Origin of the sequence: Nonomuraea phyllanthi (assembly GCF_006334985.2) — a bacterium.
GTDB lineage: Bacteria > Actinomycetota > Actinomycetes > Streptosporangiales > Streptosporangiaceae > Nonomuraea > Nonomuraea phyllanthi.
This window is the reverse complement of record NZ_VDLX02000023.1, coordinates 132,307-157,958: the sequence shown is the minus strand read 5'-3', so window position 1 is coordinate 157,958 and position 25,652 is coordinate 132,307. Positions and strand designations below refer to the sequence as shown.

The window sequence follows — 25,652 nt, the reverse complement described above, 5'->3', positions numbered from 1 at the left end:
TTTGACTCCTGAGTGGTACGGCGAGCCCGTGCGACGGGCCCTCCCACGGCTTGCGGAAAACCTAGTCGGCGACGGTGATGCCCATCGACCGGGCGGTGCCGGCGATGATCTTCTCGGCCGCCTCGATGTCGTTGGCGTTGAGGTCGGGCATCTTCGTCTCGGCGATGCTGCGCAGCTGCTCGCGGCTGAGCTTGCCCACCTTGTCGCGGTGGGGAACCGCACTGCCCTTGTCGAGGCCGAGAGCCTTCTTGATGAGCTCGGGGGCCGGCGGCGTCTTCGTGATGAAGCTGAAGCTGCGGTCCTCGAAAATGGTGATCTCAACGGGGATGATGTTGCCCCGCTGGGCCTCCGTCGCGGCGTTGTACTGCTTGACGAAGTCCATGATGTTGACGCCGTGGGGACCGAGCGCGGTACCCACGGGCGGCGCCGGGGTGGCTTGTCCAGCGGGGAGCTGGACCTTCACCAGGGCGGCGATCTTCTTCTTCGGAGGCATGTGTCCTTCTCCGGGTCCTGATTGCGATGCCTGTCAGGGCCGCGGATTGCGACCCGGACATGTCGGAGGCCGCCCTCGCGACAGGCGGCCAGCCGAACGTCTAAGTGTAGGTGATGGTCCTAGATCTTCGAGACCTGGTTGAACGAGAGCTCGACCGGCGTCTCGCGGCCGAAGATCGAGACGAGCACCTTGAGCTTCTGCGACTCGGGGCTGATCTCGCTCACCGACGCGGGCAACGTGGCGAACGGGCCGTCCATGACGGTGACGGACTCGCCGATCTCGAACTCGACCGTCGGACCCGTGGTCGTCTTGGCCGCGGCCTTCTTGGTCTCCTCGGTCGGCTCGGGCGCCAGCAGCTTGGCGACCTCGTCGAGGCTGAGCGGGCTCGGCTTGTTGGACAGGCCGACGAAGCCGGTCACGCCGGGCGTGTTGCGCACGGCGGCCCAGGACTCGTCGGTGAGCTCCATGCGCACCAGCACGTAGCCGGGCAGCACCCGCTCCTTGACCGGCACCTTCTTGCCGCTCTTGAACTCCTGGACGGTGTGCGTCGGCACCTCGACCTGGTAGATGTAGTCCTCCATGTTGAGCGACACGTTGCGGCTCTCGATGTTGGACTTCACGCGGTTCTCGTAACCGGCGTAGGAGTGGATGACGTACCACTCGCCGGGAAGGCCGCGCAGCGAGCTCTTGAACTCCTCGACGGGGTCGACGTCGGGAAGCACCGCATCGTCCTCGACGGCGGTAGCCTCGGCATCGGCTGCCTCGTCGCCCTCCGCGACCTCGGCCTCCTGGAGCGCCGCCTCGGCGGCCTCCTCGGTGGCCTCTTCCAGCTCGTCGCCCCACTCCTCGCGGGACTCGTCCGCCGGAACTGAAGACTCGGACACGGTGACTCTTCCTCTTTCGTCTCTTCGATCTGGAACGTATCGAATGGCGACTCCGTCAAGCGACACCGGCGGTGCCCGGGATCAATCGCCCGGGATCATTCGCCGCCGAAGACCTTGAGGACCGCCCATCCCAGGGCGCTGTCCAGCCCGTACACGACCGCGACCATGATCAGAACGAATATCAGCACGACCGTGGTGTAGGTGATGAGGTCCTTGCGGGTCGGCCAGATGACCTTGCGAAGCTCGTTGACGACCTGCCGGTAGAAAAGGGCAGGTGAAGTTCTGGTCTTCTTCTCGCCACCCGGCTTGCCTGCGGTCTCGCCGCGCGTGTCGATCGCCACAGTCCTCACCTGAAATCGTCGTATCCAACGCAGTTTTGCGGCGCGCTTACACGCCCATTATTGCGCGGACCGCACTCGCAGGGCACGAGGGACTCGAACCCCCAACCGCCGGTTTTGGAGACCGGTGCGCTACCAATTGCGCCAGTGCCCTATGTCGTCAGATCAGACTACCCTGATCGACTCACTGCTTGGACCGAACCGCTCGCCGACATGCTGTGCGGAAGGACCGAGCGAAAGCATACGGGGGATTGCCTGGTACGTCGAACCCATTCCTGATCCCCCAGGTCACCGAGCACATGCGAGCATGGACGCATGTCCGACCGACCCCGCATCTCCGCGAGAATTTCCGCGATCTCCGAGTCCGCCACGCTCGCCGTGGACGCCAAGGCCAAGGCGATGAAGGCGGCGGGCCGCCCCGTCATCGGCTTCGGCGCGGGCGAGCCAGACTTCCCGACGCCCGGCTACATCGTCGAGGCGGCGATCCAGGCGGCCCGCGAGCCGCGCTTCCACAAGTACACGCCGGCGGGCGGCCTGCCGGAGCTCAAGCAGGCCATCGCCGCCAAGACGCGGCGCGATTCGGGCTACGCCGTCGAGGCGTCGCAGGTGCTGGTCACCAACGGCGGCAAGCAGGCGGTCTACGAGGTGTTCGCGACGCTGCTCGACCCGGGCGACGAGGTCCTGGTCGTGGCGCCCTACTGGACGACCTATCCGGAGGCGGTCAAGCTGGCCGGCGGGGTGCAGGTCGACGTCGTGACCGACGAGTCCACGGGCTATCTGGCGAGCGTCGAGCAGCTGGAGGCGGCGCGCACGGAGCGGACGAAGGTCCTGCTGTTCGTCTCGCCGTCCAACCCGACGGGCGCCGTTCACTCCCGCGAGCAGACGGTCGCGATCGGCCGCTGGGCGGCTGAGCACGGCCTGTGGGTGGTCACCGACGAGATCTACGAGCACCTCGTGTACGGCGGCGCCGAGTTCACCAGCATCGCCACGGCCGTCCCCGAGCTGGGCGACCGGGTGGTGATCCTCAACGGCGTGGCCAAGACGTACGCGATGACGGGCTGGCGCGTGGGCTGGCTGATCGGCCCGAACGACGTCGTCAAGGCGGCCACCAACCTGCAGTCGCACGCGACCTCCAACGTCTCCAACGTCTCCCAGATGGCCGCGCTGGCCGCCGTTTCCGGCGACCTGTCGGCGGTGGCGGAGATGCGTTCGGCGTTCGACCGGCGGCGGCAGGCGATGGTCAGGATGCTCAACGAGATCCCGGGCGTGTTCTGCCCGGAACCGAAGGGGGCGTTCTACGCATATCCATCGGTGAAGGAGCTGATCGGCAAGGAGCTGCGCGGCAGGCGGCCGGGCTCGTCCGCCGAGCTGGCCGAGCTGATCCTGGAGGAGGCCGAGGTGGCGGTGGTGCCGGGCGAGGCGTTCGGCACGCCGGGCTACTTCCGCCTGTCGTACGCGCTCGGCGACGACGACCTGGCCGAGGGCGTCAGCCGCATGGGCAAGCTGCTGTCAGAGGCGCACTGAGGCGCACTGAGAATCAGTGAGCCGACCCGGCCGAGCGCGCCGGGCTGGGGGTGACGCCCGCGGCGATCTGCCTGATCTGGGCGGCCCAGCCGGGCGTCGCGGCGATGTAGACGGCGGTGCCGGGCCGCTCCAGCCACATGAAGTTGCTCAGGCCGGTGCGCGTGGTCCAGCGCAGCGCCGGCCTGCCCTTGTACGCCGTGAGCGTAGATCTGGCGACCAGCGTGGCGAACTCCTCGGCCCTGCGCACCCCGCACACCACGCCGACGTACACCCGTTCGTCGCTCTCCCGCCAGATCAGCCCCTTGACCTCCAGCGGCTGCCTGAGCGAGTCGAGGCGGCCGAACGAGCCCGCCCGGGTGAGCGCGCCCGGCATGGCGGGCAGGCGCACCCCGGAGCTCTCACAGGCCAGCGAGGGGCCCCTGAGCGGCGTGGGCGGCGCGGCGGGCGGCTCCTCCACGGTCACCGGCAGGTCGCCGCCGCGGCAGCCCGCCACCGCGCACATGAGGAGCACCGCTGCCAGACGCCGCATCGACCCCCCAGGAAACGCGTGGAAAGGGCTCCTAGTCTCCTACAGGACCTTTGACGGAGGCGGCAATAGGCACCAGTTCGCCGGCGAGCGAGTCGCTGACCCGGATCCAGGCGCCCGTGCCCGCGCGTTCGAGCCAGACGATCAGGCGGCCGCCGCCGGGCGCGCGACCGGCCACCGCGGGCCTGCCGCGCACGACGGTGGAGCGGGGGTCGAGCACGGTGGCCCGCCTCTGGTAGCTCGCCCAGTCGGCGGCCGGCTCCACCTGCGCCTCGACGAACCGGCCGGCCGTGCCGAACCTGGCCCACGCCCCCGACGGCTCGACCGCTCCCCCGCCGCTGCGTTCCAGCCCGGCGGGCAGGTAGGTGAGCCAGAGGTCGCCGGAGACCACGGCGAGCGCGGCCCTCTGCGGCGCCGGCACGGCCGCGGGGGCGGCCACGGCGGCGGGCCGGGGACGGCCGAAGCCGGAGGCGAAGAGCAGATAGATGATCAGCGCCGTCACCGCGAACGCCAGCAACGCGAGCACCGCCCGCCGTCCCTGCCCGGCACCGGGTGGCTCCTCGGGGATCATGCCTTCTTGATCCCCCGTTCGGGGTTGTCCGTACCACCGGATGTTCCCCCGGGGTGAAGTGGCAAGATATGCGAATGGCAAGGCCTCTGATCGCGCTTCCCAAGGCCCATCTGCACCTGCACTTCACCGGATCGATGCGGCATTCCACGCTGATCGAGCTGGCCAGGGATCAGGGGTTGCACCTGCCCGACGCGCTGGAGCAGGACTGGCCGCCGCGGTTGCGGGCCACGGACGAGCGCGGCTGGTTCAGGTTCCAGCGGCTGTACGACATCGCGAGGTCGGTGCTGACCCGCCCCGAGCACGTCTACCGGCTGCTGCGCGAGTCGGCCGAGGACGAGGCGGTGGCCGGGTCGCGGTGGCTGGAGATCCAGGTCGACCCGTCGGGTTACGCGCAGCGCTTCGGCGGCCTGACCGCCACGCTGGAGCTGACGCTGGACGCGGCCCGCCAGGCGTCCGAGCACGCGGGGGTCGGGATCGCGATCGTCGTGGCCGCCAACAGGACCCGCCACCCTCTCGACGCGAACACGCTGGCCAGGCTCGCCACCCAGTACGCCGGCAAGGGCGTGGTCGGCTTCGGGCTCTCCAACGACGAGCGGCGGGGCGAGGCCAGGGACTTCGAGCGGGCGTTCAGGATCGCCAAGCGGGGCGGGCTGCTGGCCGTGCCGCACGGGGGCGAGCTGATGGGCCCGCGCAGCGTCGCGCAGTGCGTGGACGACCTGGGCGCCGACCGGGTGGGCCACGGGGTGCGGGCGGCGGACGACGACCGGCTGATGCAGCGGCTGGCCGACCGGCAGATCTGCTGCGAGATCTGCCCCACCTCCAACGTGGGGCTGGGCGTGGCGGAGCGGCCGGCCGACGTGCCGCTGCGGCGGCTGTTCGACGCGGGGGTGCCGATCGCCCTGGGGTCCGACGACCCGCTGCTGTTCGGGGCGCGGCTGTTGCGGCAGTACGAGCTGGCCCGGGAGGTCCTGGGCTTCAGCGACGCGGAGCTGGCCGAGCTGGCCCGCCAGTCCGTACGGTCGTCGACGGCCCCCGAGTCGGTGCGCAAGGAACTGCTCAAAGGCATCGACGACTGGCTGACGAGCTCATTCGAGTGATTCGGCGACGCGGACGGCCTCGTCGCTGGTCTTGAGCCCTTCCAGGCGGTAGCCCGTCGTCCCCTGCTGCCAGACGAGGGTGGGCCCGGCCTGGCGGAGGGGCAGCTCGGTGCCGTCCTCGCGGGTGAGGTAGCCGAGCGGGTGCGCGCCGGGGATCCACCAGGCGGTGCGGCCGGCGACCTTGACGTAGTCGGGCCAGGGCGGGCCGAGCTTCTTGAAGAAGACCGGGTCCAGGGTGCCGTCGAACTGGTCAAGCCGGACGCCGCCGGGCCAGAACATGGACACGACCCTGCCGTGGTCGGCGACGGTGGTGCGCTCGGGCGGCCCGAGCGCCTTCGGCGTCCTGACCGGGAACGGCGCGGTGTCCGCAGGATGCTCGCCGGGGATGGGGGCGGTGGTCCGCACGGGCGGGGGCGGCGTGTCGCCGATCTGGAACTCGACGCCGGCGAAGCGCAGCACCCGCACGACGGCGGCCCGGCCCTGGGGGGTGGCGGCGGTGATGGCGACGACGGCGATGACGACGGCCGCGACCACCTTCCACCTCGCTTTCCACCTCGCACGCCGGCGCACCGGCGCATGGGGCTCGGGGGCATGGGGTGCAGGGGCAGGGGGCGCGGCAGCGAGGCGGGCGCGTACGGCGGCGGCGACGTCGGCGGGCGGCGGGGCGGGCACGTCGAGGTCGTCCCCGAGCGCCAGCAGTTCGGCCTCCAGCGCGTCCAGGCCGCCCGGCCCGCTCAGCTCGCCCGGCACACCCGACTCGTCCGGTCCGTCCGGCTCGTCGAAAGGCTCACGCGAACTCATTGCCCACCTCCTCCCTCAGCCGGGCCAGCCCCCGATGCGTCCTGGACTTGACGGTGCCGACGGGCCAGTCGAGCACCTGTGCCGTCTCCGCCTCGGACAGCTGTAAGAAGTACCGGCAGACGACGGCCTGGCGTTCCCGCTCGGGCAGCCGGCGTACGGCGTCGAGCAGGCGGGAGCGCCGGTCGGTGGCCAGCGCCGCGCCCTCGGGGTCGTCGGGCGCGGCCACGGGAGCGGTGGCGCCGAGCCGCAGCGCGAGCTCCGAGCGGCGCCCCCGCGAGCGGGTGAGGTTGTGGGTCTCGTTGGCGACGATCCGCAGCAGCCACGGCCGGAACGGCGCGTCCCTGCGGAAGCTCGCCAGGTGCCGGTACGCCTTGACGAAGGCCTCCTGCACGACGTCCTCGGCCTCGTCGCCCGCGCCGAGCATGGCGGCGGTACGGTGGGCGAGCGCGCTGTAGCGGGCGACCAGCGCCTCATAGGCGGAAAGGTCACCGGCGAGCGAGCGCTCGACAGCCTCGTCGTCGTCCATGGCGAGTCAGATTCCACCCCATGAGGGCCCTCGGGGGGAAGGCTCTTTCCGCATGATGTGAACCCTGCCGGTGATCGGGGCATTAGACTCGGGCAATCCATGAGCCCCTTGAAGGAACGGGACTATGTCTTCTGGGTATGACCGTGTGGTGCAACCGGCGGCCGGTGACGAGGCCTTGGAGAACCACCTCGGTGGCGACGAGGCCAGGAACTATCGGCAGTACGAGTTCGACATGGTCGCCCCGCACGTCGGGCGGTCGATGCTGGAGATCGGCTCGGGCCTCGGCCACTTCGCCGAGCAGTTCCTGCCGCGCCTCGACCGGCTGGTCGTGAGCGATTTCGACCCCTACTGCGTCGAGCAGTTGGAGAAGCGGTTCGCCGGTCGCGACGAGATCGGCGTGCTGCAGTTCGGCCTGCCGACCGACATCCCGCTCGAGGACAAGGTCGACACGGTCGTCATGATGAACGTCCTGGAGCACATCGAGGACGACGCCGAGGCGCTGCGCTCGCTGGCGCGGGTCACGCTGCCGGGCGGGCGGATCATCATCTGGGTGCCCGGCTACATGCAGCTTTACGGCGACTTCGACCGCAAGGTGGGGCATGTCCAGCGCTACACGCCCAAGACGCTGGGCGCGACGGTGGCGCGGGCGGGCCTCGACGTCGAGGTGCTCAAGCCGATCAACTTCCTGGGCGGCATCGCCTGGTGGGCGGCGGTGCGCCGGGGCGGCGTCGGCTACCCTGACCCGCGTCTGGTCAAGATCTACGACCGCACGGTGGTCCCGACGACCCGCCTGATCGAGCGGTTCATCAGGCCACCGTTCGGCCAGACCGTCTTCTGCGTGGCCAGGGTGCCGAGGCCGCTCACTTGATGGACCCGGCGGTGAGGCCGCCGACCACCTTCCGCTCGATCAGCGCGAAGAGGATGATCACGGGGATGGTGGCGATCACGGAGCCGGCGAACAGGTTCTGCCAGTCGACCTGATACTGGCCGATGAACGAGTTGAGCGCCACGGTGAGCGGCTGGTTCTCGGGCGTCGTGGTCAGCGTCAGGGCGACCACGAACTCGTTCCACGCGGCGATGAACGTGAAGATCAGCGCCGTGATGACGCCCGGCATGGCCAGCGGCAGCGTGATCCTGAACAGCGCGCCGAAGCGCCCGTTGCCGTCGATGAACGCGGCCTCCTCCAGCTCGCGCGGGATGGAGGCGAAGTAGGCGTTCAGGATCCACACCGCGAAGGCCAGGTTGAACCCGGCGTTGACCAGGATGAGCGACCAGACCGAGTCGACCAGCCCGAACTGGTAGAACTCGCGGTAGATGCCCACGAGCATGGCCGTCGGCTGGAACATCTGGGTGATCAGCACGAGGATCAGGAACGCCGTGCGCCCCCTGAAGTTGTGCCTGGCCGAGTAGTACGCGGCGGGCAGCGCCACCAGCAGCACCAGCACGGTCGAGCCGCCGGCGACCTTGAGCGTCACCCACAGGTTGCCTGCCAGGCCGCTGGTCCAGAAGTTGGCGAGGTTGGACCAGACCCACTCGTCCGGCCAGAACGCCACGTCGCGCAGCGACTCCTGGGCGCGCAGCGAGGTGAGCAGCATCACCACGTACGGGAACAGGAAGATCAGCGCGATCACGTACGCGGCGGCCGCGACGACGACGGTCCGCAGCCGCGGCATCCGGCGCCGCGCGACCGGCCTGGCGTGCTGTTTCGGCCTGGCGGGTGCGGTCCGTACGGTGTTGACGGCCATCACGCCACCTCCTTGTTCCAGCGCGAGACCTTGAGGAAGATCGCTGTCAGGACGATCACCATGCCGAAGTTGACGACGGACATGGCCGCGGATTCGCCGATGTCCGAGCTCTTGAGGATGAACATGAGGATCGTCGAGGTGGCCGTGGAGTAGCCGGGCTGGCCGTGCGTCATGGCCCAGATGATGGGGAAGCTGTTGAAGACGTTCATGACGTTGATGAGGGCCGCCACGGTGAGCGCGGGGCGCAGCAGCGGCAGGGTGATCGACCAGTAGGTCCGCAGCCGCCCGGCCCCGTCCATCTTGGCCGCCTCATAGACGTCGGCGGAGATCGTCGACAGCCCGGCCAGCAGCGCGTACGTCGTGAACGGCACGGACACGAAGACGGCCACGAACACCAGCCACGGCATGGCGGTGGAGGCGTTGCCGAGTTGGTCGGCCGCGGCCCCGCCCATCGCGTCGATCAGCCCGAGCTTCAGCCGGATCTGGTTGATCACGCCGACCTCGGGGTCGAGCATCCACTTGAAGATGATCGCGGTCATCAGCACCGACGCGGCCCACGGCGCGATGAGCGCCCAGCGGGCGACCTTGCGCAGCGGGAAGCGCTGGTTGAACAGCTGGGCGAGGGCCAGCGAGATCAGCACGGTGAGCGCGACGACCGCGACCACCCAGATCACGCTGCGGACCATGATGTCGGCGAAGTCCTTCTCGCCGAAGAGCTTCTCGTAGTTGGCGGCGCCGTTGCTCCCCTGGACGATGCCGAACCGACTGATCTTGAGGAACGACGACCTGATCATCTCGATCACGGGCCAGAGCACGACCACCGCGATCAGCACCACGGCGGGCCCGACCCACGCGAGGGGCTCCAGGGCGCGCAACCTTCTCATGAGCAACCTTCCCAAGACGGTGCGGCCGGCGCGCGGGAGAAGGCGCCGGCCGCACGGACCCCCGACGGATCAGCCGGCCGCTTCGGCGGTCTTCTGCAGATCACCGAGGACCTTGGCGGGGTCGTCGGACACGGCCCCGCCGATGGTCTGCTTCACCTGGGCGCTGACCGCCTCCCATTTGGGGTCGGTGAAGGGGTAGAAGCTGGCGTTCGGCAGCGCGTCGAGGAACGGCTTGAGCTTCTCGTCGCCCTCCAGCTTCTTGATGCCGCCGTTGGTGACGGGCAGCAGCTTGTAGGTGTCGGAGATCTTCTGGGCGGCGCTGCCGGTGTAGAAGAAGTCGAAGAACTTCTTGATCTCGGCGGCGTGGCCGTTCTTGTTGAACGCCATGATCCAGTCCATGACGCCGAGCGTGGTGTCGAGCGGCCCTGCCTTGCCGGGGATGGGCGCGACGCCGTAGTTCTTCAGCCCGGCCGCGTCGAAGATCGGGATGGACATGGGGCCGCCGTTGACCATGCCGACCTTGCCGGCGCCGAAGTCCTCCCAGACCGTCTTGCGGTCCTTGGTGCCCGGGTTGGGAGTGGTCAGGCCCGCCTCGACCAGGCCCTTCATGTACGTGAACGTCTCGACGTTCTGCGGCGAGTTGATCGCCCACTTGCCGGAGGCGTCCTGGTAGCCGCCGCCGTTGCCGAGCATCCACAGGAACGACTCGGCCTGGGCCTCCTCCTGGCCGAGCGGCAGGCCGAACGGCTGCGTGACGCCGGCCTTCTTCAGCTTCTCGGCGTCGGCCTTGAGCTCGTCCCACGTCTTCGGCGGCTCGGCGATGCCGGCCTTCTCGAACAGGTCCTTGTTGTAGAACAGGGCGCGGGCGGAGGAGACGAACGGGATGCCGTACGCGGTGCCGTCGACCTTGCCGAAGTCGGAGAACTTCTGCAGCATGTCGCCCGAGACCTCCGGCGACAGCACCTCGTCGACCTTGTAGAGCAGGCTGTCGTTGACGAAGCCGGAGTAGCCGCCGGTCTGCAGGATGTCGGGCACCTGACCGTTCTGGATCATGGTGGCGACCTGCTTGTCGATGTCGTTCCAGTTGATGACCTGGACGTCGACCTTGATGTTCGGGTTGGCCGCCTGGAACTCGTCCACGACGCCCTTCCAGAAGTTCTCGCCCGAGTCGGGCTTGCCGGGGCCGCTGCCGTAGTCGGCGGCGACCATCTTCAGCGTGACCTGCCCGCCGCCGGACGCCTGGTCATCGCCACCGGAACCGCCCGAACCGCCGGATCCGCAGCTGGACAGGACCAGCACCGTGGCAAGGCCGAGAGCGGCGCCGCCCACAAGCTTGATGTTCACTGGTGATACCGCCTTCTCGTGGGGCGGGCCGCTGGTCCGTACCAGCTGACGGGCCACGCCCGGGGGATGAGGCGCGCGAGCGCGCGGCTCGACGCGTTTGCGCCAGCGTAAGCCTGGGCCGCGGAGCCGGTCTATACCGGCTCGTATCAGTTTGGCAACACCAAGACGGCTGAAAGGCGACGACCGGTCTAGACCGGACGTCAGAGGATTTTCCTCCGCACGCTCTCGCCACCCTCGGGCGTGCCGATCCACGGCCCCTCGATGCTGGGGTCGAGGATGCCCTCCTCCAGGAAGTCGTAGCGGCCTTCGAGCACGTAGCCGGCCAGGCGCACGTCGCCGGCGTCGCTGTTGTCCCAGAGCTCGTCGAACAGCGATTCGACGCGGCGCCGCGCCTGGTGGCAGAAGGTGTCGGCCAGCTCGTACGGCCGGCGCCCCAGGTCGCCCGCGTCCTCCTCCGCCTTGACGCAGGCGGCCGTCATGGCGAACAGCTCGGCTCCGATGTCCACGATCCGGCCGAGGAACGACTGCTTGTGCTCCAGCCTGCCCTGCCAGCGGGACATGCCGTAGAAGGTGGACCTGGCCAGTTTCCTGCTGGTCCGCTCCACGAAACGCAGGTGCTGGGCCAGCGGGCCGAAGGCGGCGTACGAGGTGGGCAGGTTGCCGGTGCCGGCCACCAGCGTGGGCAGCCACTTGGCGTAGAAGCGGCTGGCCCGGCCGAGGGCCTGTGCGCGCTCCTGGGCGGAGGCGTCCGGGTTGATCAGCTCGCCGGCGGCCGACAGGTGCGCGTCCACCGCCTCGCGCGTGATCATCAGGTGCATGATCTCGCTGGAGCCCTCGAAGATCCGGTTGATGCGGGAGTCGCGCAGCATCTGCTCGGCGGGCACGCCGCGCTCGCCGCGCGCCGCGAGCGACTCGGCGGTCTCGTAGCCGCGCCCGCCCCTGATCTGGACCAGCTCGTCGAGCGCCCGGTACGACAGCTCGGAGGAGTAGAGCTTGGCCAGCGCCGCCTCGATCCTGATGTCGTTGCGCTGGTCGTCGGCCAGGCGGGCGGTGAGCTCGCTGACGGCCTCCAGTGCGTACGCGCTGGCCGCGATGAATGCGATCTTGGTGGCCACGGCCTCGTGCTTGCCGACCTTGCGTCCCCACTGGACCCGCTCGCAGCCCCACTCCCGGGCGATCTTGACGGCCCACTTGGTGCTGCCCGCGCAGGTGGCCGGGAGCGACAGGCGGCCGGTGTTGAGCGTGGTCAGGGCGATCTTCAGGCCCTGGCCCTCCTGGCCGATCATGTTCTTGGCGGGCACCCTGACCTGGGTGAACTCGGTGACGCCGTTCTCGATGCCGCGCAGCCCCATGAAGCCGTTGCGGCGCTTGACCGTGATGCCGGGAGAGTCGGCCTCGACCACGAACGCGCTGATCTTCTTGCCGGTCCGGGCCATGACGACGAGCAGGTCGGCGACCACGCCGTTGGTCGTCCACAGCTTGACGCCGTCGATCACGTAGTCGTCGCCGTCGCGGACCGCGGTGGTGGACAGCCGGGCTGGGTCGGAGCCGACGTCGGGCTCGGTCAGCAGGAAGGCGGAGATCTCGCCCCGCGCGCACCTGGGCAGGAACTCCCGCTTCTGCTCCTCCGTGCCGAACAGCTTGAGCGGCTGCGGCACGCCGATCGACTGGTGCGCCGACAGCAGGGTGGCCAGCGCCGGGCAGTACGACCCGACGAGCATGAGGGTGCGGCAGTAGTACAGGTAGGGCAGCCCGAGCCCGCCGTACTCCTCGCCGATCGTGATGCCGAACGCACCGAGCTCCGCCAGGCCCTTCACCACCTCGTCGGGCACCTGCGCGGTCCGCTCGATGAGCGCGGGGTCCACGCTCGTGTCGAGGAAGCGCCGCACCGCCCTGACGAACTCCTCGCCCCGCGTGGTCGCCTCGTCGGAGAGCCGCGGCACGGGATGGACCAGGTCCAGCCGGAAGTCGCCGAGGAAGAGCTGCTTGGCGAAGCTGGGCCGCGTCCACTCCTGCTCGCGAGCCTGCTCGCCGACCTCTCTGGACTCCGCGTACTTGGTGTGCTCGGTCATGGCACCTCCCGACGATGCGCCGTCATGTGCTAGGAGTACTGCCCCTCCGACGGCACCATGCGCCGTTTATAACCGGAATTTGTACGAACGGCGAGCATTCGCTTTCAGCACCACGACCGCCACCAGCGCCAGCACGGCGGGAACCACGAGGTAGACGCCGCAGAACGCGAGCGCCGCGAACGACATCCCGGCCCCCACGACGGCGGTGTTCCTGTGCCGCCCGGCGGGCAGCATCCGCACGGCCGCGGCCACGCCCACCGCCGTCACGGCGGCCAGGCACGCCGACGTGGCCCGCATGAGCAGGTCAAGATCCACTCCCCACATCACCACGGGCCAGACCAGCACGGGCACGCTCAGCACGACCAGCAGCCCGAGACTCCGGTACGGCGTCTCCCCCGGCGCCCCTCCCCTGGCGAACCAGCCGGGCAGCGCGCCGTCCCTGGCCAGCGCCGCGCCGAGCCGGGCGGCCCCGGCGACGTAGGTGTTGACGGCCCCGAACGTCAGCAGCACCGCCACCACCCCGGTCACCGGCCGCGCGGCGGGACCGATGCCGATCTCCAGCATGTCGCTGAGCGGCACGCCGCCCATGTCGGCGCCGAGCACGGCGACGGAGGTGACCGAGACGCCCGCGTACAGGACGGCGATCACGGCGAGACTCACCACGGTGGCCCTGACCAGGCCGTTCTTCCCGCTCCCGAACTCCGCCGACAGGTGGCTGGCCGCCTCCCAGCCGACGAAGGCGAACATGAGCACGCCGGCCGCGCCCGCCACACCCGCGGCGCCGTACGGGGCGAACGGGGTGAAGTTGGCCGGGTCGGCGTGCGGCGCGGCGGTGACCACGGCGGCGGCCAGCAGGGCGACGAGCAGGCCGACGAGGACGATCTGCAGGCGTCCCGAGGTGCGCAGCCCCACGGCGTTGGCGCCGAAGGCGGCCAGCAGGATGAAGCACGCCACCAGGACGGCGGGCACTCCGAGGGTGGCCTCGACGTATCGGCCGCCCACCAGCGCGCCCGCGACGGTGCCGATGGGCACGGCGCCGTAGAACCACCAGCCGGCCACGGCGGCGGCCGGCCGGCCGAACGCCAGCCCGGCGAAGCTCGCCACGCCGCCGCCGTCGGGGTACCTGGCGCCGAGCGCGGCGAACGTCAGCGCGACGGGCACGCTCAGCGCGAGCAGCCCCGCCCAGGCCAGCACCGACGCGGGCCCGGCGGCCTCGGCGGCGAGGTGCGGCAGCACCAGCATGCCCGGCCCCAGCACCGCTCCGACCAGCAACGCCGTGCCGTGCCCCGCACCGATCCGATGTTCCGACATGCGGCCGAAACTAGTGCACTCATTCGGTCACCATGGGGGCATACCGAACGAACGGCCGGAATCACATGCGAACATCGCACCATGGACGAACTTGATTCGGAGATCGTACGGCTGCTCCAAACGGATGCGCGACAGTCCAACCGGGAGCTGGCGCGGCAGCTCGGCATCGCGCCCTCCACCTGCCTGGAGCGGGTCAGGTCGCTCACCCGGCGCGGCGTCATCCGCGGCTACCACGCCGACATCGACCCGGCCGCGCTCAACCGCGGCGTGCAGGCGCTGGTCTCGGTCCAGGTACGGCCGCTGAGCCGGGCGGTGATCAACTCGTTCAAGTCGTCGGCGGCGGCGATGCCGGAGGTGCTCAGCCTGTTCGTGCTGGCGGGCGGTGACGACTTCCTGCTGCACGTGGCGGTGCCCGATCTGGACCATCTGCACTCGTTCCTGCTCGACCGGCTGAGCAAGCGCAAGGAGATCGTCGGCTTCCGCACATCGATGATCTTCCAGCAGGTGCACAACGCCGTCCCTGAGCGGCTGACCTGACACCCTGATCCCGCACGACGACACCGGCGGCGCCCTGGGGCCCGCCGGTGTTACGACAGTGCCGGTGTCAGAGCCTTTCGATGACGGTGACGTTGGCCTGGCCGCCGCCCTCGCACATCGTCTGCAGGCCGTACCTGCCGCCCGTGCGCTCCAGCTCGTACAGCAGCTTGGTCATCAGGATCGCGCCGGTCCCGCCGAGCGGGTGGCCGAGCGCGATGGCGCCGCCGTTGGGGTTCACCCGGGCCGGGTCGGCGTCCAGCTCCTTCATCCAGGCCAGCGGCACCGGCGCGAACGCCTCGTTGATCTCCACGACGTCGATGTCGGCCATCGACATGCCGGCCTTCTTGAGCGCCCGCCGGGTGGCGGGGATGGGCGCGGTCAGCATGTAGACCGGGTCGTCGCCCATGAGGGCGAGCTGGTGGATGCGGGCACGCGGCGTCAGGCCGTGGTCCTTGACCGCCTGCTCCGAGGCGATCAGCACCGCACCCGAGCCGTCGGAGATCTGCGAGGAGGTGGCGGCGGTGATCTGGCCGCCCTCCTTCAGCGTCTTGAGCGAGGCCATCTTCTCCAGCGTCGTGTCGGCCCGCGGGCCCTCGTCGTCCTCGACGCCGTTGATCGGGGCGATCTGGTCCTTGAAGTGGCCGTTCGCGATGGCCTTGGCGGCCCGCTGGTGGGACTCCAGCGCGTACTGCTCCAGCACGTCCCTCGTGTAGCCCCACTTCTCGCACATCAGCTCGGCGCCGCGGAACTGGGAGATCTCCTGCTTGCCGTACCGTTCGCCCCACTTCTGGCCGAACGGGAAAGGCATGCCCTTCTCCAGCGCCGCCGTGATGGAGGCGCCCATGGGGACGATGCTCATCGACTCGACGCCGCCCGCCACGACGAGGTCCTGCGTGCCGGACATGACGCCCTGGGCGGCGAAGTGGATCGCCTGCTGCGAGGAGCCGCACTGCCGGTCGATCGTGACACCGGCCGTGGTCTCGGGCAGACCCGCCGACAGCCAGGCATTTCGCGCGATGTCCATGCTCTGGGGGCCGAACTGCATGACGCACCCCAGGATGACGTCCTCGACCGCCGCGGGGTCGACGCCGGTGCGGTCGATCAGCGCCTTGAGCGTGTGAGCGGCCAGGTCAGTGGGGTGGACGGTGGAAAGCCCGCCCTTCTTCTTGCCGACCGGGGTGCGGACCGCCCCGACGATGTACGCCTCTGCCACAGTGCCTCCTGAAACCGAGCATTATTCGGTTACTAGGTGCAGACTACAACAGAACGACGTTCTACTCACGCGGGCGTGGCGCCGGGAGCCTCCTCACTCTCGCCGCCTTCCTCGGAGCCATCGGCGGGGCTTTCCCCGGCGCCCTCCTCGGTGTCCTGACGTCCCTCGGGTTCCTCGCGTCCCTCCCGCTCCGGCGGGACCAGATCCTCCGCCGCGTCGAACCTGAACCGCCAGCGATCCACCGCCAACCCGTTCAACGCCTCGGCCAGCTCCAGGGCCAGCGCGCCCAGCTTGGCCGGATCGTCACCGCGCAGCTCGATCGCGGTCAGCTCGGTGGCGAACGGCAGCAACTCCTGTACGGACGGAGGCTGCCCCTTCTGCGGCACGATCGCGGCCCTGATGTCGCCGGCCGTGAAGGTGAACTCGTCGTCCTCGTCCTGCTCCAGCAGCGGCGACAGCTCCTCGGCGCCGGGCCGTACCGGAAGGATGACCGCCGGGCCGCTCTCCTGGTCGTCGGCCGGATCGCTCACCTCCGCCCGGCACACCGCGAGCCCCTTGAGCCGGAAGGCCAGGCCCTCGGCGAGGTAGCGGTCGAAGAAGTCGAGCGGCAGCGGGCCCTCGGCGGCCACCCGCACCGCCCACACCTTCTCCAGCTCGCCGCCGGTCAGCGCGGCGTCGGCCTCCACGGGCGCGCACACCCGCACGTCGCTGGCCACGATGTCGTCACCCTCGGCGCGTGCGCCGGGATCCGCCAGGCGCACGATCCGCAGCAACTCCGCCTGGGACGGCTTCGCGGGCAGCGCCGCCGTCGGGCCAGTACGCAGTCTCCGCTTCGCCATCCAGCCCATAGCCCGCCTCCGCGCCTCGGCTTCTCAGCTTCTGTAGGAGCTCGTCATCGTCGCGTAGACGATGATGTTGTCCGCGTAGTGCCCAATGCTGCGATCGTACGTGCCGCCGCAGGTGATGAGGTGGAGCTGGGCGTTCTCCTGGGCGCCGTAGACGCGCTGCGTGGGGAAGGTCTTCTTGCTGGCCTGCTCCACACCGCCCACGGTGAAGACCGCGGTCGTCTTGTCCTGGCGCTTGACCTCGATGGTGTCGCCGTTCTTGATCTGGTACAGCTTGCTGAACACCGCGGTGCTCGTCCTCGTGTCCTTGTGCCCCAGCAGCACGGCCGGCCCGGCCTCCCCCGGAGTGGACATGTTCCGGTACCACCCGACCAGGTTGGCGTCGTCCAGCGGGGGCACCTCGATCGTCCCGTCCTTCGCCAGCCCGACCGACTCGATGGGGGCGTTGATCCCCAGCCGCTTGATCACGATCCGCAGCGGCGTCGACGGCATCATGGGAGGCGCCGGGGTGATCTGCGGCAGCGGCGGCGGCACGTCGGGGCCCGCCTGGAACAACGCCTGCTCCGGCTTCCCGCTCGGCTGCTTCTGCAGCGCCAGGGCGTCGCGGTTGCTCGCCAGGCCGTACTCGTCGGGGGACTTGAGCACGATCAGCAGCCCGGCCACGACGGTGACGACGCCCGCGATGGCCGCCACGATCAGCACGGTCCTGAGGGCCGTGCTGCCCTTGTCGTCAGGCGGTGGCACCGCCCCGCCGCCGCCATACGGATCGCCGTACGGATAGTGCCCCGACATGCCCGTCACCCCCGGATGGTCCGACGACGCATGATCAGCCCACCGGCGGCGGCCGCCACGATCAACGCGGTGCCGGTCACGATGAACAACCGCCCGTCGGGCCCCATCTCACCGCCTCCACCGGTGTCGGCCCCGGCCTTGGGCGTCTGGGACTTCTTCTGGGTGGGGGTGACGGTCACCGTGTGGGTGGCCGTTCTGGTGGGCCTGGGGGAGGTGTTGCTGGGAGTGGGACTCGGGCTCGGAGTGGGGCTGGTGGAGGCGTTGCCCACCGCGAAGGTGTAGGTCTTGAGCTCGCTCTCGTTCTGCACCGTGCACTCGATCTTCGGCTGATTGCCGGTCGCGGTGTCCGAGCCGAAGTTGACCTTCGCAGGCTTCACCGTCGCCGTTCCAGCGGCGTTGGCGGTCGACTTGAGGTCGATCTGTGTTGTCGGCAGCGTGACGATCTGCCCGGCGGTGATCGTGCCGGTGCTGCCCTCCCCCGTGGCGGAGGTCAGGCCGCTGATGCCGGTCAGCGACGCATAGGCGAAGACCTTCGCGGTGATCGTCTGACCCGTGGTGGGGGCCTTCAGCTCCTTGCCGGCCGTGTAGGTGCCCTTCCACTTGATGGCGAACTGCTGGCCCACCCTGGCGGAGGTCGGCATCGTCATCTCGACCTTGATCTCGACGTCCTGCGTGTCCGTGGTGGCGGGGCCGACGCACTTGTACTCCACGACGTCGGTGTTGGTCCCGTTGCCGCTGCCCGTTCCGATCGGGACATCGAGCACGTCGGTGGTGGAGGTCGGCGGCCTGCACGTCGTCACGCTGCTCACGTTGCTCGCGAAGGCCAGCTTCAGGTCGCCGGGCTTCACGCTCACCTTGGTCGTGGTGCCGGCAGTCACCGTGATCCTGTAGGTCACGCTGCTCGCGGTGACGGACGTCTGAGTGGTCGTGATCTGCGGCCCCGTCTTCACACCCGTGGCAGCCGTGCCGCCGGTCACCGTCATGTCCAGATTGGCCTGCAGGGTAGTGGCGCTCGTGGGGTGCGTCGCAATCGTCAGCGAGGGGATGTTCACCGTCAGGTCGAAGCCCTGGCCCACCGTCACCGAGTCAGGAGCGCTGAGCCCGACACTTATCGAGGTGTTGCTGAAGGGCCCACTCGAACACGTGTAGTTGAACTGCTTCGTCGCAGCCGCCTGGGCCGGGGCGGGCAGGGCTAACAGGGAGCCGGCGAAGATGACAAACGTGCTGACAAGCCCCACGGCCGACGTCTTCTGGGCGAGGCGGCGCCACGCCTGGGACATAAGCACGGGTCTATCTCCGTTTCACATGGTTCACAGCAGCATCAACAGCTCTGCCAGAATTCCAGCCGTTGGTCACGGTTAGGTAGAGATCCTACGGACTGTCCCTGTCAACTTCCCGTAAACCACCAAATCGGCGGTCACTTTACTCTCTCAGCCCTTCTTCTTCGAGAGCGTCGCGTACACCACGATGTTGTCCGTGTAGCTGTGCGCCTTCTGGTTGAAGACTCCGCCGCAGGTGATGAGCCTCAACTGGGCATCCTTCGTGTTCCCGTACACACGGGCCGACGGGAAAGCCGTCTTGCTGGCCTGCTCGATCCCGCTCACCGTGAACCGGGTCACCTTGCCGTCCGACCGGTACACGTAGATCTGGTCGCCCTTGGCCAGTTCGCGCAGGCGGTCGAAGACGGCGGGGCCCTTGCGGGTGCTGACGTGGCCGTTGATGATCGCGGGGCCGATTTCGCCCGGTACGGGAGAGCCGGTGAACCAGCCCGTACGGCCGGCCTTGCTCAGCGGCGGGGTGCCCAGCTTGCCCTTGCTGTCCATCGCGACGGTGCCCACGACGGCGTTGACCTTGATCTTGGGGATCTTGATGCGGGTGGGCTTGGCGCGTCCCGTCTTGACCTGGGCCTTGGGGATCGGCGGCACGGTCGGGACGGCCGCCAGGGGCGGGGGCGCTTCGAGGCGGGCCGGGGTCAGGGGGACGTCCTTGCCCCCGGGCCCGACCGTCGGCGAGAGGACGAATGCGCCCGCGTTCTCCATCTGCACGGGCGTGGGCGCCTCCTGCGGCGCCGCTGCCGCCGTGAGCGAGCCCGAGCCGTCGTCCACGGTCGGCGCGAACGAGAGCAGAGTCACCATGACCAGGCCGACGCCCCCCAGCGAGCCGGCGATCAGCAGTCCGGGCAGCGCCCGTTGCGTCGGCGTCGGCGCCTTCTGCTGCTCCGTCATGCGTCCGCTCCTCCCGCGTGCGCGGCCCGGCGCCGGCGCAGCAGCAGCCCGCCGCCCGCGCTCCCCATCACCAGGGCCATCCCACCGGTCAGCAGCCCGTGCGGCTGGTTCTCCTCCGGCGCCTCACCGGTGTCCACCCCGCCACTGGGCGTCTTGGGCACCTGCGCCCTGTAGTACTTGGTCGCGGTCGGCCCGGTGGACCTGGGCGTGACCGTCTGGGTCGCGGTGGCGGTGGGCCGGACGACCACGTGCCCCAGGTTGAGGTCGTCGTTGTCGTTGTTCGGGGGGTTGTCGGTCTCGGAGTCGCTCGGATCCGGGTCCGGGCTCTCGTCCGTGGGCGGGTTGTCGGTCGGCGGTGTCTCGCTGGGCGTCACGGTAGGGCTGGCCTTGTCCCGTACAGTCACAACGATCGAGGCCGGAGAGTTGATCGGTTTGCACGTCGCACCGTGATAGCCGGTGGGGATTTTGGAGGTGTTCGTGATCACCCGAAAGGCGTCCAGCCAAGCCCGCTTGGGCGATGCATTCTCGATCTTGATGGTGTGCTGACCATACTTCAGCGGTGCCGACGTCCACAGTGTGTGACCACCGTCGAGGTCGTCGTTGACAGGCACATCATTGTCGGCGCGCGATGGATCAACCGTGGCCCGCTTCTTGCCGTCGATGTAGATATCGACCGGGCCTGCGTCCTTGTCATGAGGCCCAATGTATTCGACGCCGGTCCCTATGAAGGTCAGCTCCGCGGTAGCGTCCTCCTGCATCGTCTGATGCAGGTCGTTGTGTATGTGGTGCTCAGAGGCAGGGCGGTCGTCTAATGAGAGCCAGCCACTGCTGTAGACGATCCCCATGCCGCTGGGGTTGTCGGCATCGCCCCCGTCGTTGACGATGGCGCTGCCGTCCGGAGGGGTGAAGTCGAGCTCGATGTTCTTGGGCGTGATCGTGATCGTGCCAGGCTTATCGATCAGGCCGGGGTCGTTCATGGTCTCGGGAAGGGAGAGAGGAGAGTCAGGGCGGAGCTCTTTTTCAGCATCGGCACTACCCTTTGGCTGCAGGATGCCCTGCCAACTGCTGAGGAGTTGCACGTTGCCGGTGGCGTGCACCTGGCCCCCTGCCGGGAAGTAGCCGGGGGACTGCAGGCGGCTGCTGTCGGCGTAGTTCAGCTTCCAGGTGAAGTTGAGCGGGTCGCCGACCACCAGGTCCGTGGCGAAGGTGAGATTGGTGGTCAGTCGTACGGGACCGTTCCTGACGATGCTGTTCGGCCCAGACGCCGTGCAGTCGTACTCCACTACGAGATCCGCCAGCGCTGCAGCGGCAGGTACGTCAGTTAACGCCACCATGCCTAAAGCCGCCACCGATCCGACCGATGCGGCGATCAACGCCTTGCGCCACTGATTCACCAGGCACCTACAACGTGGATGCCCCGTCCTTCACGACGGGGAGAAAACGCGGAAGGGTCGAACACTGTGGTCTCCCGGTTTTGTCGGTGGCTGTCGGTAGGTTGGCCAGCGTGTCCCGCTATCGGCTTCAGCCCACGCCTACCGAGGAGGCGGCGTTGCTGGAGCATTGCGCCCACGCCCGCTTGGTCTGGAACCTGGCGGTAGAGCAGCACGCTCACTGGAGGCCGGGGCGCCTGAGCGCACCCGGCTTTGCCGAGCAGTGCCGTCAGCTGACTGAAGCACGCGCGGAGTTCGCCTGGTTGCGGGCGGGCTCCGTCATCGTGCAGCAGCAGGCGCTGAAGGACTTCGCCCAGGCGATGGCGAACTATTTCATCGGGACGCACCGCAGGCCAACCTGGCGCAAACGTGGACGAAGTGAGGGCTTCCGGATTGTCGCCGTGCAGGCGGATGATGTACATCGCCTGTCCCGCAACGTCGGAGAGGTGAAGATCCCCAAAGTGGGGTGGGTACGCTTTCGCTGGTCCCGTGACGTACCGGAGGGCGTCAAGTCCTACCGGGTTACCCGGGATCGAGCTGGCCGCTGGCATGTCGCCTTCGCGGCGATTCCCGAGCCCATCCCTGCACCAGGCACAGGTGGGGTGGTCGGCGTGGATCGTGGCGTGGCCGTGTCTGTTGCACTTTCCACCGGAGAATTGTCGCATGCGCCCCGGCTCCTGGAGGCCGAAGAGACGCAGCTTCGGCGGCTGCTGCGCAAACTTGCCCGCGCCAAGCCCGGATCGAACCGGCGCACCTCGGTGAAACACAAGATCGCAAAGGTGAAGGCACGTGAGAGAGATCGGCGCAAGGACTGGGTAGAGAAAACCAGCACTGACCTGGCGCGTCGCTTCGACGTGATCGCCGTCGAGGACCTGAAGATCCGCAACATGACCCGGTCGACGCGAGGAACACTCGCCGAGCCGGGGCGGAATGTCCGAGCCAAGTCGGGGCTCAACCGGTCGATCCTCGCGGCAGGCTGGGGACAGTTGGTCGAGCGACTGGAGCATAAGGCTCCTGGCCGGTTGGTGAAGGTGAGTGCCGCGTATACGAGCCAGCGGTGTTCGGCGTGCGGAATCGTGGATGCGAAGGCGCGCGAGAGCCAAGCCGCCTTCGCCTGCCGATCCTGCAGTTACGCCGGCAACGCTGACGTAAACGCGGCCAGGAATATCAAACTGGCGGCAGGGCATGCCGTCTCTGCGCGGGAAGGGCCACGGGTTGCCGAGCCGGTGCACCGCGAACCTCAACCTGTCCTCCTCTCCGTGTGAGACGGGTTGAAATCCTCCACCTTCGAGTGGGGGAGGATGCCAAGGGAGACTCCGATCAGCCATAAAGAGACCGAAGGTAGATCTTAGAGTTGAAAACCCCGTAACACATGCCGAATGTGACTACGTACGGCACTTGTGATGAACCCGTGTCCACATGCTGCCCGACGTACCAGAAAGGGGATATACCTACCAGTAACAGAACCCTGTTCGGGAAGCGAGGCGACGGATGCGGCGAGACCTCTTCGACGACGAGCACCTGCTCTTCCGCGAGACCGTGCGCGAATTCCTGGCCCGCGAGGTCGTGCCGCACCACGCGCAGTGGGAGAAGGACGGCATCGTCCCGCGCGAGGTCTGGAAGAAGGCCGGCGAACTGGGGATGTTCGGGTTCTCGGTGCCCGAGGAGTACGGGGGCGCGGGCATCAGGGACTTCCGTTACAACGCGGTCATCGTCGAGGAGATCATCCGGCATGGCGCCTCCGGGCTCGGGTTCTCGCTGCACAACGACGTGATGGCGCCGTACCTGGTGGATCTCACGAACGACGAGCAGCGGCAGCGGTGGCTGCCCGGCTTCGCCGGCGGCGAGCTGATCACGGCGATCGCCATGAGCGAGCCGGGCGCCGGGAGCGACCTGCAGGGGATCAGGACCACGGCCGTGCGCGACGGCGAGCACTACGTGGTCAACGGGCAGAAGACGTTCATCACGAACGGCATCAACGCCGACCTGGTCGTCGTGGTGGCCAAGACCGATCCGGGGGCGGGCGCCAGGGGGATCACGCTGGTCGTGGTGGAGCGCGGCATGGAGGGGTTCGAGCGGGGGCGCAATCTCGACAAGATCGGAATGAAGGCGCAGGACACGGCCGAGCTGTTCTTCGAGAACGTCCGCGTGCCCGCCGCCAACCGCCTCGGCCCGCGCGACGGCGAGGGATTCGTCCAGCTCATGAACAACCTGCCGCAGGAGCGCCTGTCGATCGCCGTGGCGGCGGTGGCCGCGGCGGAGGCCGTCCTGGAGGAGACCGTCGAGTACTGCAGAACCCGCCAGGCGTTCGGCCGCAGCATCGGCTCGTTCCAGAACACCCGGTTCGTGCTGGCCGAGCTGGCCACCGAGACGGAGATCGCCCGCCACTACGTCGACAAGTGCGTCCTGGCGCTCAACGCCGGGGAGCTCACGGCGGTGGACGCGGCCAAGGCCAAGTGGTGGACGACCGAGCTGCAGACCAGGGTCATCGACCGCTGTCTCCAGCTGCACGGCGGGTACGGCTACATGACGGAGTTCCCCGTGGCCAAGGCCTGGCTGGACAGCCGGGTCCAGACCATCTACGGCGGCACCACCGAGATCATGAAGGAGATCATCGGGCGTTCCTTCGGATTCTGACCGCGCGGGAAGCCGCTCTTGTTCGGCTTCCGGCCGCGCGGGACGGGCCGTCCGCGCGCATACTGGGGACCATGGACGGTGGCCTGATCCTCCTGGTTTTCCTGGCGTTGTTGTTCGCGTGGGGCCTCAACCGCGTGCGCCGGGCGTTCCGCATGGGCCCGGTCGGCTACGCCGGGGTGATGATCGTCTTCATCATCGCCATGCTGCTCGTCTGGGGCCAGACCAAGGTCTAACCCGGCATCGCCGCGACGAACCTGCTGAGCAGCCGGGCGAACTCCGCCCGCTCCCCGTCCGTCCACCCCTCCATGGCCGTCGCGAACGCCGCCCGCCGGCCGCGATGGATCCGCTCCAGCGCGGCCCGCCCGGCCTCCGTCGGGGCCAGCCACGCCCGGCGCCCGTCGGCCTGGTCGGCCTCGCGCCTCACCAGGCCCGCCGCCACGGCCGCCGCCACGAGCCGGCTCGCCCTCGGCTGGTCGACGCCGAGCGCCCGCGCGACCGTCGACACGGTGACCGGCTCTCCCGCCCCCTCGATCACGTCGAGCACGTCCAGCTCGGGCCGCACGCCGCCCTGGGCCCTGGCCAGCGCCCGCCTGCTCTGCCGGCGCCTGATCGTGATCATCGCCTGCTCGATCGCGGCGATATTGTTGTCTTCATACATATAGTTGCTATTGTACATCCATGGACAAGCCCATCGGCCACTGGCTGAAGCTCCTCGACAACCAGCTGGAAGGCGCTATGGACCAGGCGCTCAGGACCACCACCCGCCGCGAATGGCAGGTGCTCAATGCGAAGGCCCAGGGCCTCACCGGCCCGCTGCCGTTCGACGGAGTGGAGGGGGCCGAGGAGCGGCTCGCCGCCAGGGGGTGGCTGGCGGACGGGCGGCTCACCGACGAGGGCCGGGCCGAGCACGCGCGGATCTCCACGCAGGTGGCGGAGTTCCGGCGGAAGGTGCTCGACGGCGTGAGCTCTCAGGAGTATCTGGCGACCGTGGACGTGCTCCGCCGCATGTCGGCGAACCTCACGTGAGGGCTGCGATCCTCAAGCGAAAGCCGCGGGCCTCACGTGAGAGCAGCGGGCCTCACGTGAGAGTGGCGGGGTCCAGGTATCTCGCCCCCGCCTCCAGGATCACGCGGGCCACGAGGTCGGGATCGTCGCTCATCGGCACGTGACCGCAGCCCTTCAGCAGCTTGACCCGCTCCCCCGACCAGCGGGCCGCGCGCACGGCCTGGCGGCGCAGCAGGAGCCGGTCGTGCTCGCCCCACGCGATCGTGATGGGCGTCTTGGGCGGCGCGGGCGGCATCAGCCCGGAGAAGGACGCCAGCGTCTCGTCGAAACCGGCCGCCGTCCCCAGTGCCCGCGTGGCCGCCGCGAGCGCCCGCGGCTCCAGCCTGGACGGGTGGGCGACGAGGATGCCGGTGGACAGGACGCCCAGCACCGGCGGGACGCCGGATCTGGCGCCGGCTCGCAGCGCGCGCAGCGCGGTCTGGCAGTAGAGCAGCTCGGGCCGGTTCCAGAAGCCGGCGGGCGAGAACGCGGTGGCCGTGCGGACGACCCCGCGCGAGGCCAGCTCCAGCGCGATGTAGCCGCCGAGTGAGTTGCCCGCGATGTGGGGCTCGCGGAACCCCAGCCGGGCGCAGAACGACTCGACCGCGTCCGCCAGCGACTCGGCGGTGTAGGGGACGCCGTCGGGCAGCCCCGGCGAGGCCCCGAAGCCGGGCAGATCGAGGGCGACGACCGTGCGGGCCGCGGCGAGCCGGTCGAGCACGGGCGACCAGGCCTGCCAGTGATGCCCGATGCCGTGGATCAGGATCAGTGGCGCGCCGGTGCCCCGTCGTTCGAAGGCCAGCTCCATACTGC

28 protein-coding genes and 1 tRNA gene are annotated in these 25,652 nt (G+C 69.1%); 8 read left to right on the top strand and 21 right to left on the bottom strand.

Annotation, left to right across the window (positions count from 1 at the left end; all coding sequences use genetic code 11):
- Positions 1-61: 61 nt before the first annotated feature.
- From rplK to FH608_RS43050, 4 genes are all read right to left on the bottom strand, one after another.
- Positions 62-493: a 50S ribosomal protein L11 gene (gene rplK, locus FH608_RS43065; RefSeq protein ID WP_139636740.1), complete on the bottom strand. Its 432-nt coding sequence runs from the start codon at positions 491-493 to the stop codon at positions 62-64.
- A gap of 119 nt (positions 494-612) precedes the next feature.
- Positions 613-1,377: a transcription termination/antitermination protein NusG gene (nusG, locus tag FH608_RS43060; protein WP_139636738.1), complete on the bottom strand. Its 765-nt coding sequence runs from the start codon at positions 1,375-1,377 to the stop codon at positions 613-615.
- A gap of 95 nt (positions 1,378-1,472) precedes the next feature.
- On the bottom strand, positions 1,473-1,718 hold the full coding sequence (gene secE, locus FH608_RS43055; RefSeq protein ID WP_193318943.1) for a preprotein translocase subunit SecE: 246 nt from the start codon (positions 1,716-1,718) through the stop codon (positions 1,473-1,475).
- A 78-nt stretch (positions 1,719-1,796) separates the two neighbouring features.
- A tRNA-Trp gene (locus tag FH608_RS43050) sits at positions 1,797-1,869 on the bottom strand.
- Positions 1,870-2,030: 161 nt separating this feature from the next.
- Here FH608_RS43050 and FH608_RS43045 point away from each other — a divergent pair.
- Positions 2,031-3,239: a pyridoxal phosphate-dependent aminotransferase gene (locus tag FH608_RS43045; RefSeq protein ID WP_139636734.1), complete on the top strand. Its 1,209-nt coding sequence runs from the start codon at positions 2,031-2,033 to the stop codon at positions 3,237-3,239.
- A gap of 13 nt (positions 3,240-3,252) precedes the next feature.
- On the opposite strand, the gene FH608_RS43040 is transcribed toward FH608_RS43045, so the two are convergent.
- Together FH608_RS43040 and FH608_RS43035 are read right to left on the bottom strand one after the other, a co-directional pair.
- The gene (locus tag FH608_RS43040) at positions 3,253-3,768 is read right to left on the bottom strand and encodes a hypothetical protein (protein WP_139636733.1); all 516 of its coding nucleotides are present in this window, start codon (positions 3,766-3,768) and stop codon (positions 3,253-3,255) included.
- A 31-nt stretch (positions 3,769-3,799) separates the two neighbouring features.
- On the bottom strand, positions 3,800-4,336 hold the full coding sequence (locus tag FH608_RS43035; RefSeq protein ID WP_139636731.1) for a hypothetical protein: 537 nt from the start codon (positions 4,334-4,336) through the stop codon (positions 3,800-3,802).
- A gap of 74 nt (positions 4,337-4,410) precedes the next feature.
- On the opposite strand from FH608_RS43035, the gene FH608_RS43030 reads away from it, so the two are divergent.
- Positions 4,411-5,433, top strand: a complete 1,023-nt coding sequence (locus FH608_RS43030) for an adenosine deaminase (RefSeq protein ID WP_139636729.1) — start codon at positions 4,411-4,413, stop codon at positions 5,431-5,433.
- Here the strand turns inward: FH608_RS43030 and FH608_RS43025 are convergent.
- Together FH608_RS43025 and FH608_RS43020 are read right to left on the bottom strand one after the other, a co-directional pair.
- A complete protein-coding gene (locus FH608_RS43025; RefSeq protein WP_139636728.1) occupies positions 5,422-6,234 on the bottom strand; it encodes a hypothetical protein in 813 nt (270 codons plus the stop codon). The two genes, FH608_RS43030 and FH608_RS43025, sit on opposite strands and share 12 nt — an antisense overlap.
- Positions 6,221-6,760, bottom strand: coding sequence for an RNA polymerase sigma factor (locus FH608_RS43020; RefSeq protein ID WP_139636726.1), 540 nt, complete (start codon positions 6,758-6,760; stop codon positions 6,221-6,223). The genes FH608_RS43025 and FH608_RS43020 overlap by 14 nt, the downstream gene beginning before the upstream one ends.
- 124 nt (positions 6,761-6,884) lie before the next feature.
- Here FH608_RS43020 and FH608_RS43015 point away from each other — a divergent pair, with 124 nt between their 5' ends.
- Entirely contained in the window at positions 6,885-7,628 is a 744-nt protein-coding gene (locus tag FH608_RS43015) for a class I SAM-dependent methyltransferase (RefSeq protein ID WP_139636724.1), read from the top strand.
- On the opposite strand, the gene FH608_RS43010 is transcribed toward FH608_RS43015, so the two are convergent.
- The 5 genes from FH608_RS43010 to FH608_RS42990 form a co-directional block, all read right to left on the bottom strand.
- Complete coding sequence (locus tag FH608_RS43010) at positions 7,621-8,505, bottom strand: carbohydrate ABC transporter permease (protein ID WP_193318945.1); 885 nt, start codon at positions 8,503-8,505, stop codon at positions 7,621-7,623. The two genes, FH608_RS43015 and FH608_RS43010, sit on opposite strands and share 8 nt — an antisense overlap.
- Positions 8,505-9,389 carry a carbohydrate ABC transporter permease gene (locus FH608_RS43005; RefSeq protein WP_226900417.1) on the bottom strand — a complete coding sequence of 295 codons (885 nt, stop codon included), beginning with the start codon at positions 9,387-9,389 and terminating at the stop codon, positions 8,505-8,507. Before FH608_RS43005 ends, FH608_RS43010 begins: the two co-directional genes overlap by 1 nt.
- Positions 9,390-9,458: 69 nt before the next feature.
- Positions 9,459-10,733, bottom strand: a complete 1,275-nt coding sequence (locus tag FH608_RS43000) for an extracellular solute-binding protein (protein WP_226900416.1) — start codon at positions 10,731-10,733, stop codon at positions 9,459-9,461.
- 200 nt (positions 10,734-10,933) lie between these two features.
- On the bottom strand, positions 10,934-12,805 hold the full coding sequence (locus FH608_RS42995) for an acyl-CoA dehydrogenase family protein (protein ID WP_139636722.1): 1,872 nt from the start codon (positions 12,803-12,805) through the stop codon (positions 10,934-10,936).
- Between the two features lie 66 nt (positions 12,806-12,871).
- Entirely contained in the window at positions 12,872-14,116 is a 1,245-nt protein-coding gene (locus FH608_RS42990) for an APC family permease (protein WP_139636720.1), read from the bottom strand.
- A gap of 81 nt (positions 14,117-14,197) precedes the next feature.
- Between FH608_RS42990 and FH608_RS42985 the strand changes: the two genes are divergently transcribed.
- Positions 14,198-14,653, top strand: a complete 456-nt coding sequence (locus FH608_RS42985) for an Lrp/AsnC family transcriptional regulator (protein WP_139636718.1) — start codon at positions 14,198-14,200, stop codon at positions 14,651-14,653.
- Positions 14,654-14,720: 67 nt separating this feature from the next.
- Here the strand turns inward: FH608_RS42985 and FH608_RS42980 are convergent, their stop codons facing one another.
- The 6 genes from FH608_RS42980 to FH608_RS42955 all read right to left on the bottom strand — a co-directional run bounded on the left by FH608_RS42980 (position 14,721) and on the right by FH608_RS42955 (position 21,122).
- The gene (locus tag FH608_RS42980) at positions 14,721-15,866 is read right to left on the bottom strand and encodes an acetyl-CoA C-acetyltransferase (protein WP_139636717.1); all 1,146 of its coding nucleotides are present in this window, start codon (positions 15,864-15,866) and stop codon (positions 14,721-14,723) included.
- A gap of 65 nt (positions 15,867-15,931) precedes the next feature.
- Positions 15,932-16,705 carry a hypothetical protein gene (locus FH608_RS42975; RefSeq protein WP_139636715.1) on the bottom strand — a complete coding sequence of 258 codons (774 nt, stop codon included), beginning with the start codon at positions 16,703-16,705 and terminating at the stop codon, positions 15,932-15,934.
- A gap of 33 nt (positions 16,706-16,738) precedes the next feature.
- Entirely contained in the window at positions 16,739-17,503 is a 765-nt protein-coding gene (locus FH608_RS42970) for a class F sortase (RefSeq protein WP_139636713.1), read from the bottom strand.
- Positions 17,504-17,508: 5 nt separating this feature from the next.
- Positions 17,509-18,783, bottom strand: coding sequence for a hypothetical protein (locus FH608_RS42965; RefSeq protein ID WP_139636711.1), 1,275 nt, complete (start codon positions 18,781-18,783; stop codon positions 17,509-17,511).
- 150 nt (positions 18,784-18,933) lie between these two features.
- Entirely contained in the window at positions 18,934-19,728 is a 795-nt protein-coding gene (locus tag FH608_RS42960) for a class F sortase (RefSeq protein WP_139636709.1), read from the bottom strand.
- Positions 19,725-21,122 (bottom strand): hypothetical protein, encoded by a 1,398-nt coding sequence (locus tag FH608_RS42955; protein WP_139636708.1) that lies wholly within the window; start codon positions 21,120-21,122, stop codon positions 19,725-19,727. The genes FH608_RS42960 and FH608_RS42955 overlap by 4 nt, the downstream gene beginning before the upstream one ends.
- An 86-nt stretch (positions 21,123-21,208) precedes the next feature.
- Here FH608_RS42955 and FH608_RS42950 point away from each other — a divergent pair, with 86 nt between their 5' ends.
- The 3 genes from FH608_RS42950 to FH608_RS52040 all read left to right on the top strand — a co-directional run bounded on the left by FH608_RS42950 (position 21,209) and on the right by FH608_RS52040 (position 24,028).
- Positions 21,209-22,423: an RNA-guided endonuclease InsQ/TnpB family protein gene (locus tag FH608_RS42950; RefSeq protein WP_394367737.1), complete on the top strand. Its 1,215-nt coding sequence runs from the start codon at positions 21,209-21,211 to the stop codon at positions 22,421-22,423.
- Positions 22,424-22,649: 226 nt separating this feature from the next.
- Positions 22,650-23,795, top strand: a complete 1,146-nt coding sequence (locus FH608_RS42945) for an acyl-CoA dehydrogenase family protein (protein ID WP_139636704.1) — start codon at positions 22,650-22,652, stop codon at positions 23,793-23,795.
- A gap of 71 nt (positions 23,796-23,866) precedes the next feature.
- Positions 23,867-24,028: a hypothetical protein gene (locus FH608_RS52040; RefSeq protein WP_193318942.1), complete on the top strand. Its 162-nt coding sequence runs from the start codon at positions 23,867-23,869 to the stop codon at positions 24,026-24,028.
- On the opposite strand, the gene FH608_RS42940 is transcribed toward FH608_RS52040, so the two are convergent.
- Positions 24,025-24,453: a MarR family winged helix-turn-helix transcriptional regulator gene (locus tag FH608_RS42940; protein ID WP_139636702.1), complete on the bottom strand. Its 429-nt coding sequence runs from the start codon at positions 24,451-24,453 to the stop codon at positions 24,025-24,027. The genes FH608_RS52040 and FH608_RS42940 overlap by 4 nt on opposite strands.
- Positions 24,454-24,473: 20 nt before the next feature.
- On the opposite strand from FH608_RS42940, the gene FH608_RS42935 reads away from it, so the two are divergent.
- Positions 24,474-24,821, top strand: coding sequence for a helix-turn-helix domain-containing protein (locus tag FH608_RS42935; RefSeq protein ID WP_139636700.1), 348 nt, complete (start codon positions 24,474-24,476; stop codon positions 24,819-24,821).
- 52 nt (positions 24,822-24,873) lie between these two features.
- On the opposite strand, the gene FH608_RS42930 is transcribed toward FH608_RS42935, so the two are convergent.
- Positions 24,874-25,647, bottom strand: a complete 774-nt coding sequence (locus FH608_RS42930) for an alpha/beta fold hydrolase (protein WP_139636698.1) — start codon at positions 25,645-25,647, stop codon at positions 24,874-24,876.
- Between the last annotated feature and the right edge of the window lie 5 nt (positions 25,648-25,652).

Excerpts from the sequence above, each read along its gene's own strand:
- rplK (WP_139636740.1), bottom strand. The coding sequence starts at position 493 with ATGCCTCCGAAGAAGAAGATCGCCGCCCTGGTGAAGGTCCAGCTCCCC.
- FH608_RS43045 (WP_139636734.1), top strand. The coding sequence starts at position 2,031 with ATGTCCGACCGACCCCGCATCTCCGCGAGAATTTCCGCGATCTCCGAG.
- FH608_RS43040 (WP_139636733.1), bottom strand. The coding sequence starts at position 3,768 with ATGCGGCGTCTGGCAGCGGTGCTCCTCATGTGCGCGGTGGCGGGCTGC.
- FH608_RS43035 (WP_139636731.1), bottom strand. The coding sequence starts at position 4,336 with ATGATCCCCGAGGAGCCACCCGGTGCCGGGCAGGGACGGCGGGCGGTG.
- FH608_RS43030 (WP_139636729.1), top strand. The coding sequence starts at position 4,411 with ATGGCAAGGCCTCTGATCGCGCTTCCCAAGGCCCATCTGCACCTGCAC.
- FH608_RS43025 (WP_139636728.1), bottom strand. The coding sequence starts at position 6,234 with ATGAGTTCGCGTGAGCCTTTCGACGAGCCGGACGGACCGGACGAGTCG.
- FH608_RS43020 (WP_139636726.1), bottom strand. The coding sequence starts at position 6,760 with ATGGACGACGACGAGGCTGTCGAGCGCTCGCTCGCCGGTGACCTTTCC.
- FH608_RS43015 (WP_139636724.1), top strand. The coding sequence starts at position 6,885 with ATGTCTTCTGGGTATGACCGTGTGGTGCAACCGGCGGCCGGTGACGAG.
- FH608_RS43010 (WP_193318945.1), bottom strand. The coding sequence starts at position 8,505 with ATGGCCGTCAACACCGTACGGACCGCACCCGCCAGGCCGAAACAGCAC.
- FH608_RS43005 (WP_226900417.1), bottom strand. The coding sequence starts at position 9,389 with ATGAGAAGGTTGCGCGCCCTGGAGCCCCTCGCGTGGGTCGGGCCCGCC.
- FH608_RS42995 (WP_139636722.1), bottom strand. The coding sequence starts at position 12,805 with ATGACCGAGCACACCAAGTACGCGGAGTCCAGAGAGGTCGGCGAGCAG.
- FH608_RS42990 (WP_139636720.1), bottom strand. The coding sequence starts at position 14,116 with ATGTCGGAACATCGGATCGGTGCGGGGCACGGCACGGCGTTGCTGGTC.
- FH608_RS42985 (WP_139636718.1), top strand. The coding sequence starts at position 14,198 with ATGGACGAACTTGATTCGGAGATCGTACGGCTGCTCCAAACGGATGCG.
- FH608_RS42975 (WP_139636715.1), bottom strand. The coding sequence starts at position 16,705 with ATGGCGAAGCGGAGACTGCGTACTGGCCCGACGGCGGCGCTGCCCGCG.
- FH608_RS42970 (WP_139636713.1), bottom strand. The coding sequence starts at position 17,503 with ATGTCGGGGCACTATCCGTACGGCGATCCGTATGGCGGCGGCGGGGCG.
- FH608_RS42965 (WP_139636711.1), bottom strand. The coding sequence starts at position 18,783 with ATGTCCCAGGCGTGGCGCCGCCTCGCCCAGAAGACGTCGGCCGTGGGG.
- FH608_RS42960 (WP_139636709.1), bottom strand. The coding sequence starts at position 19,728 with ATGACGGAGCAGCAGAAGGCGCCGACGCCGACGCAACGGGCGCTGCCC.
- FH608_RS42945 (WP_139636704.1), top strand. The coding sequence starts at position 22,650 with ATGCGGCGAGACCTCTTCGACGACGAGCACCTGCTCTTCCGCGAGACC.
- FH608_RS52040 (WP_193318942.1), top strand. The coding sequence starts at position 23,867 with ATGGACGGTGGCCTGATCCTCCTGGTTTTCCTGGCGTTGTTGTTCGCG.
- FH608_RS42940 (WP_139636702.1), bottom strand. The coding sequence starts at position 24,453 with ATGTATGAAGACAACAATATCGCCGCGATCGAGCAGGCGATGATCACG.
- FH608_RS42935 (WP_139636700.1), top strand. The coding sequence starts at position 24,474 with ATGGACAAGCCCATCGGCCACTGGCTGAAGCTCCTCGACAACCAGCTG.
- FH608_RS42930 (WP_139636698.1), bottom strand. The coding sequence starts at position 25,647 with ATGGAGCTGGCCTTCGAACGACGGGGCACCGGCGCGCCACTGATCCTG.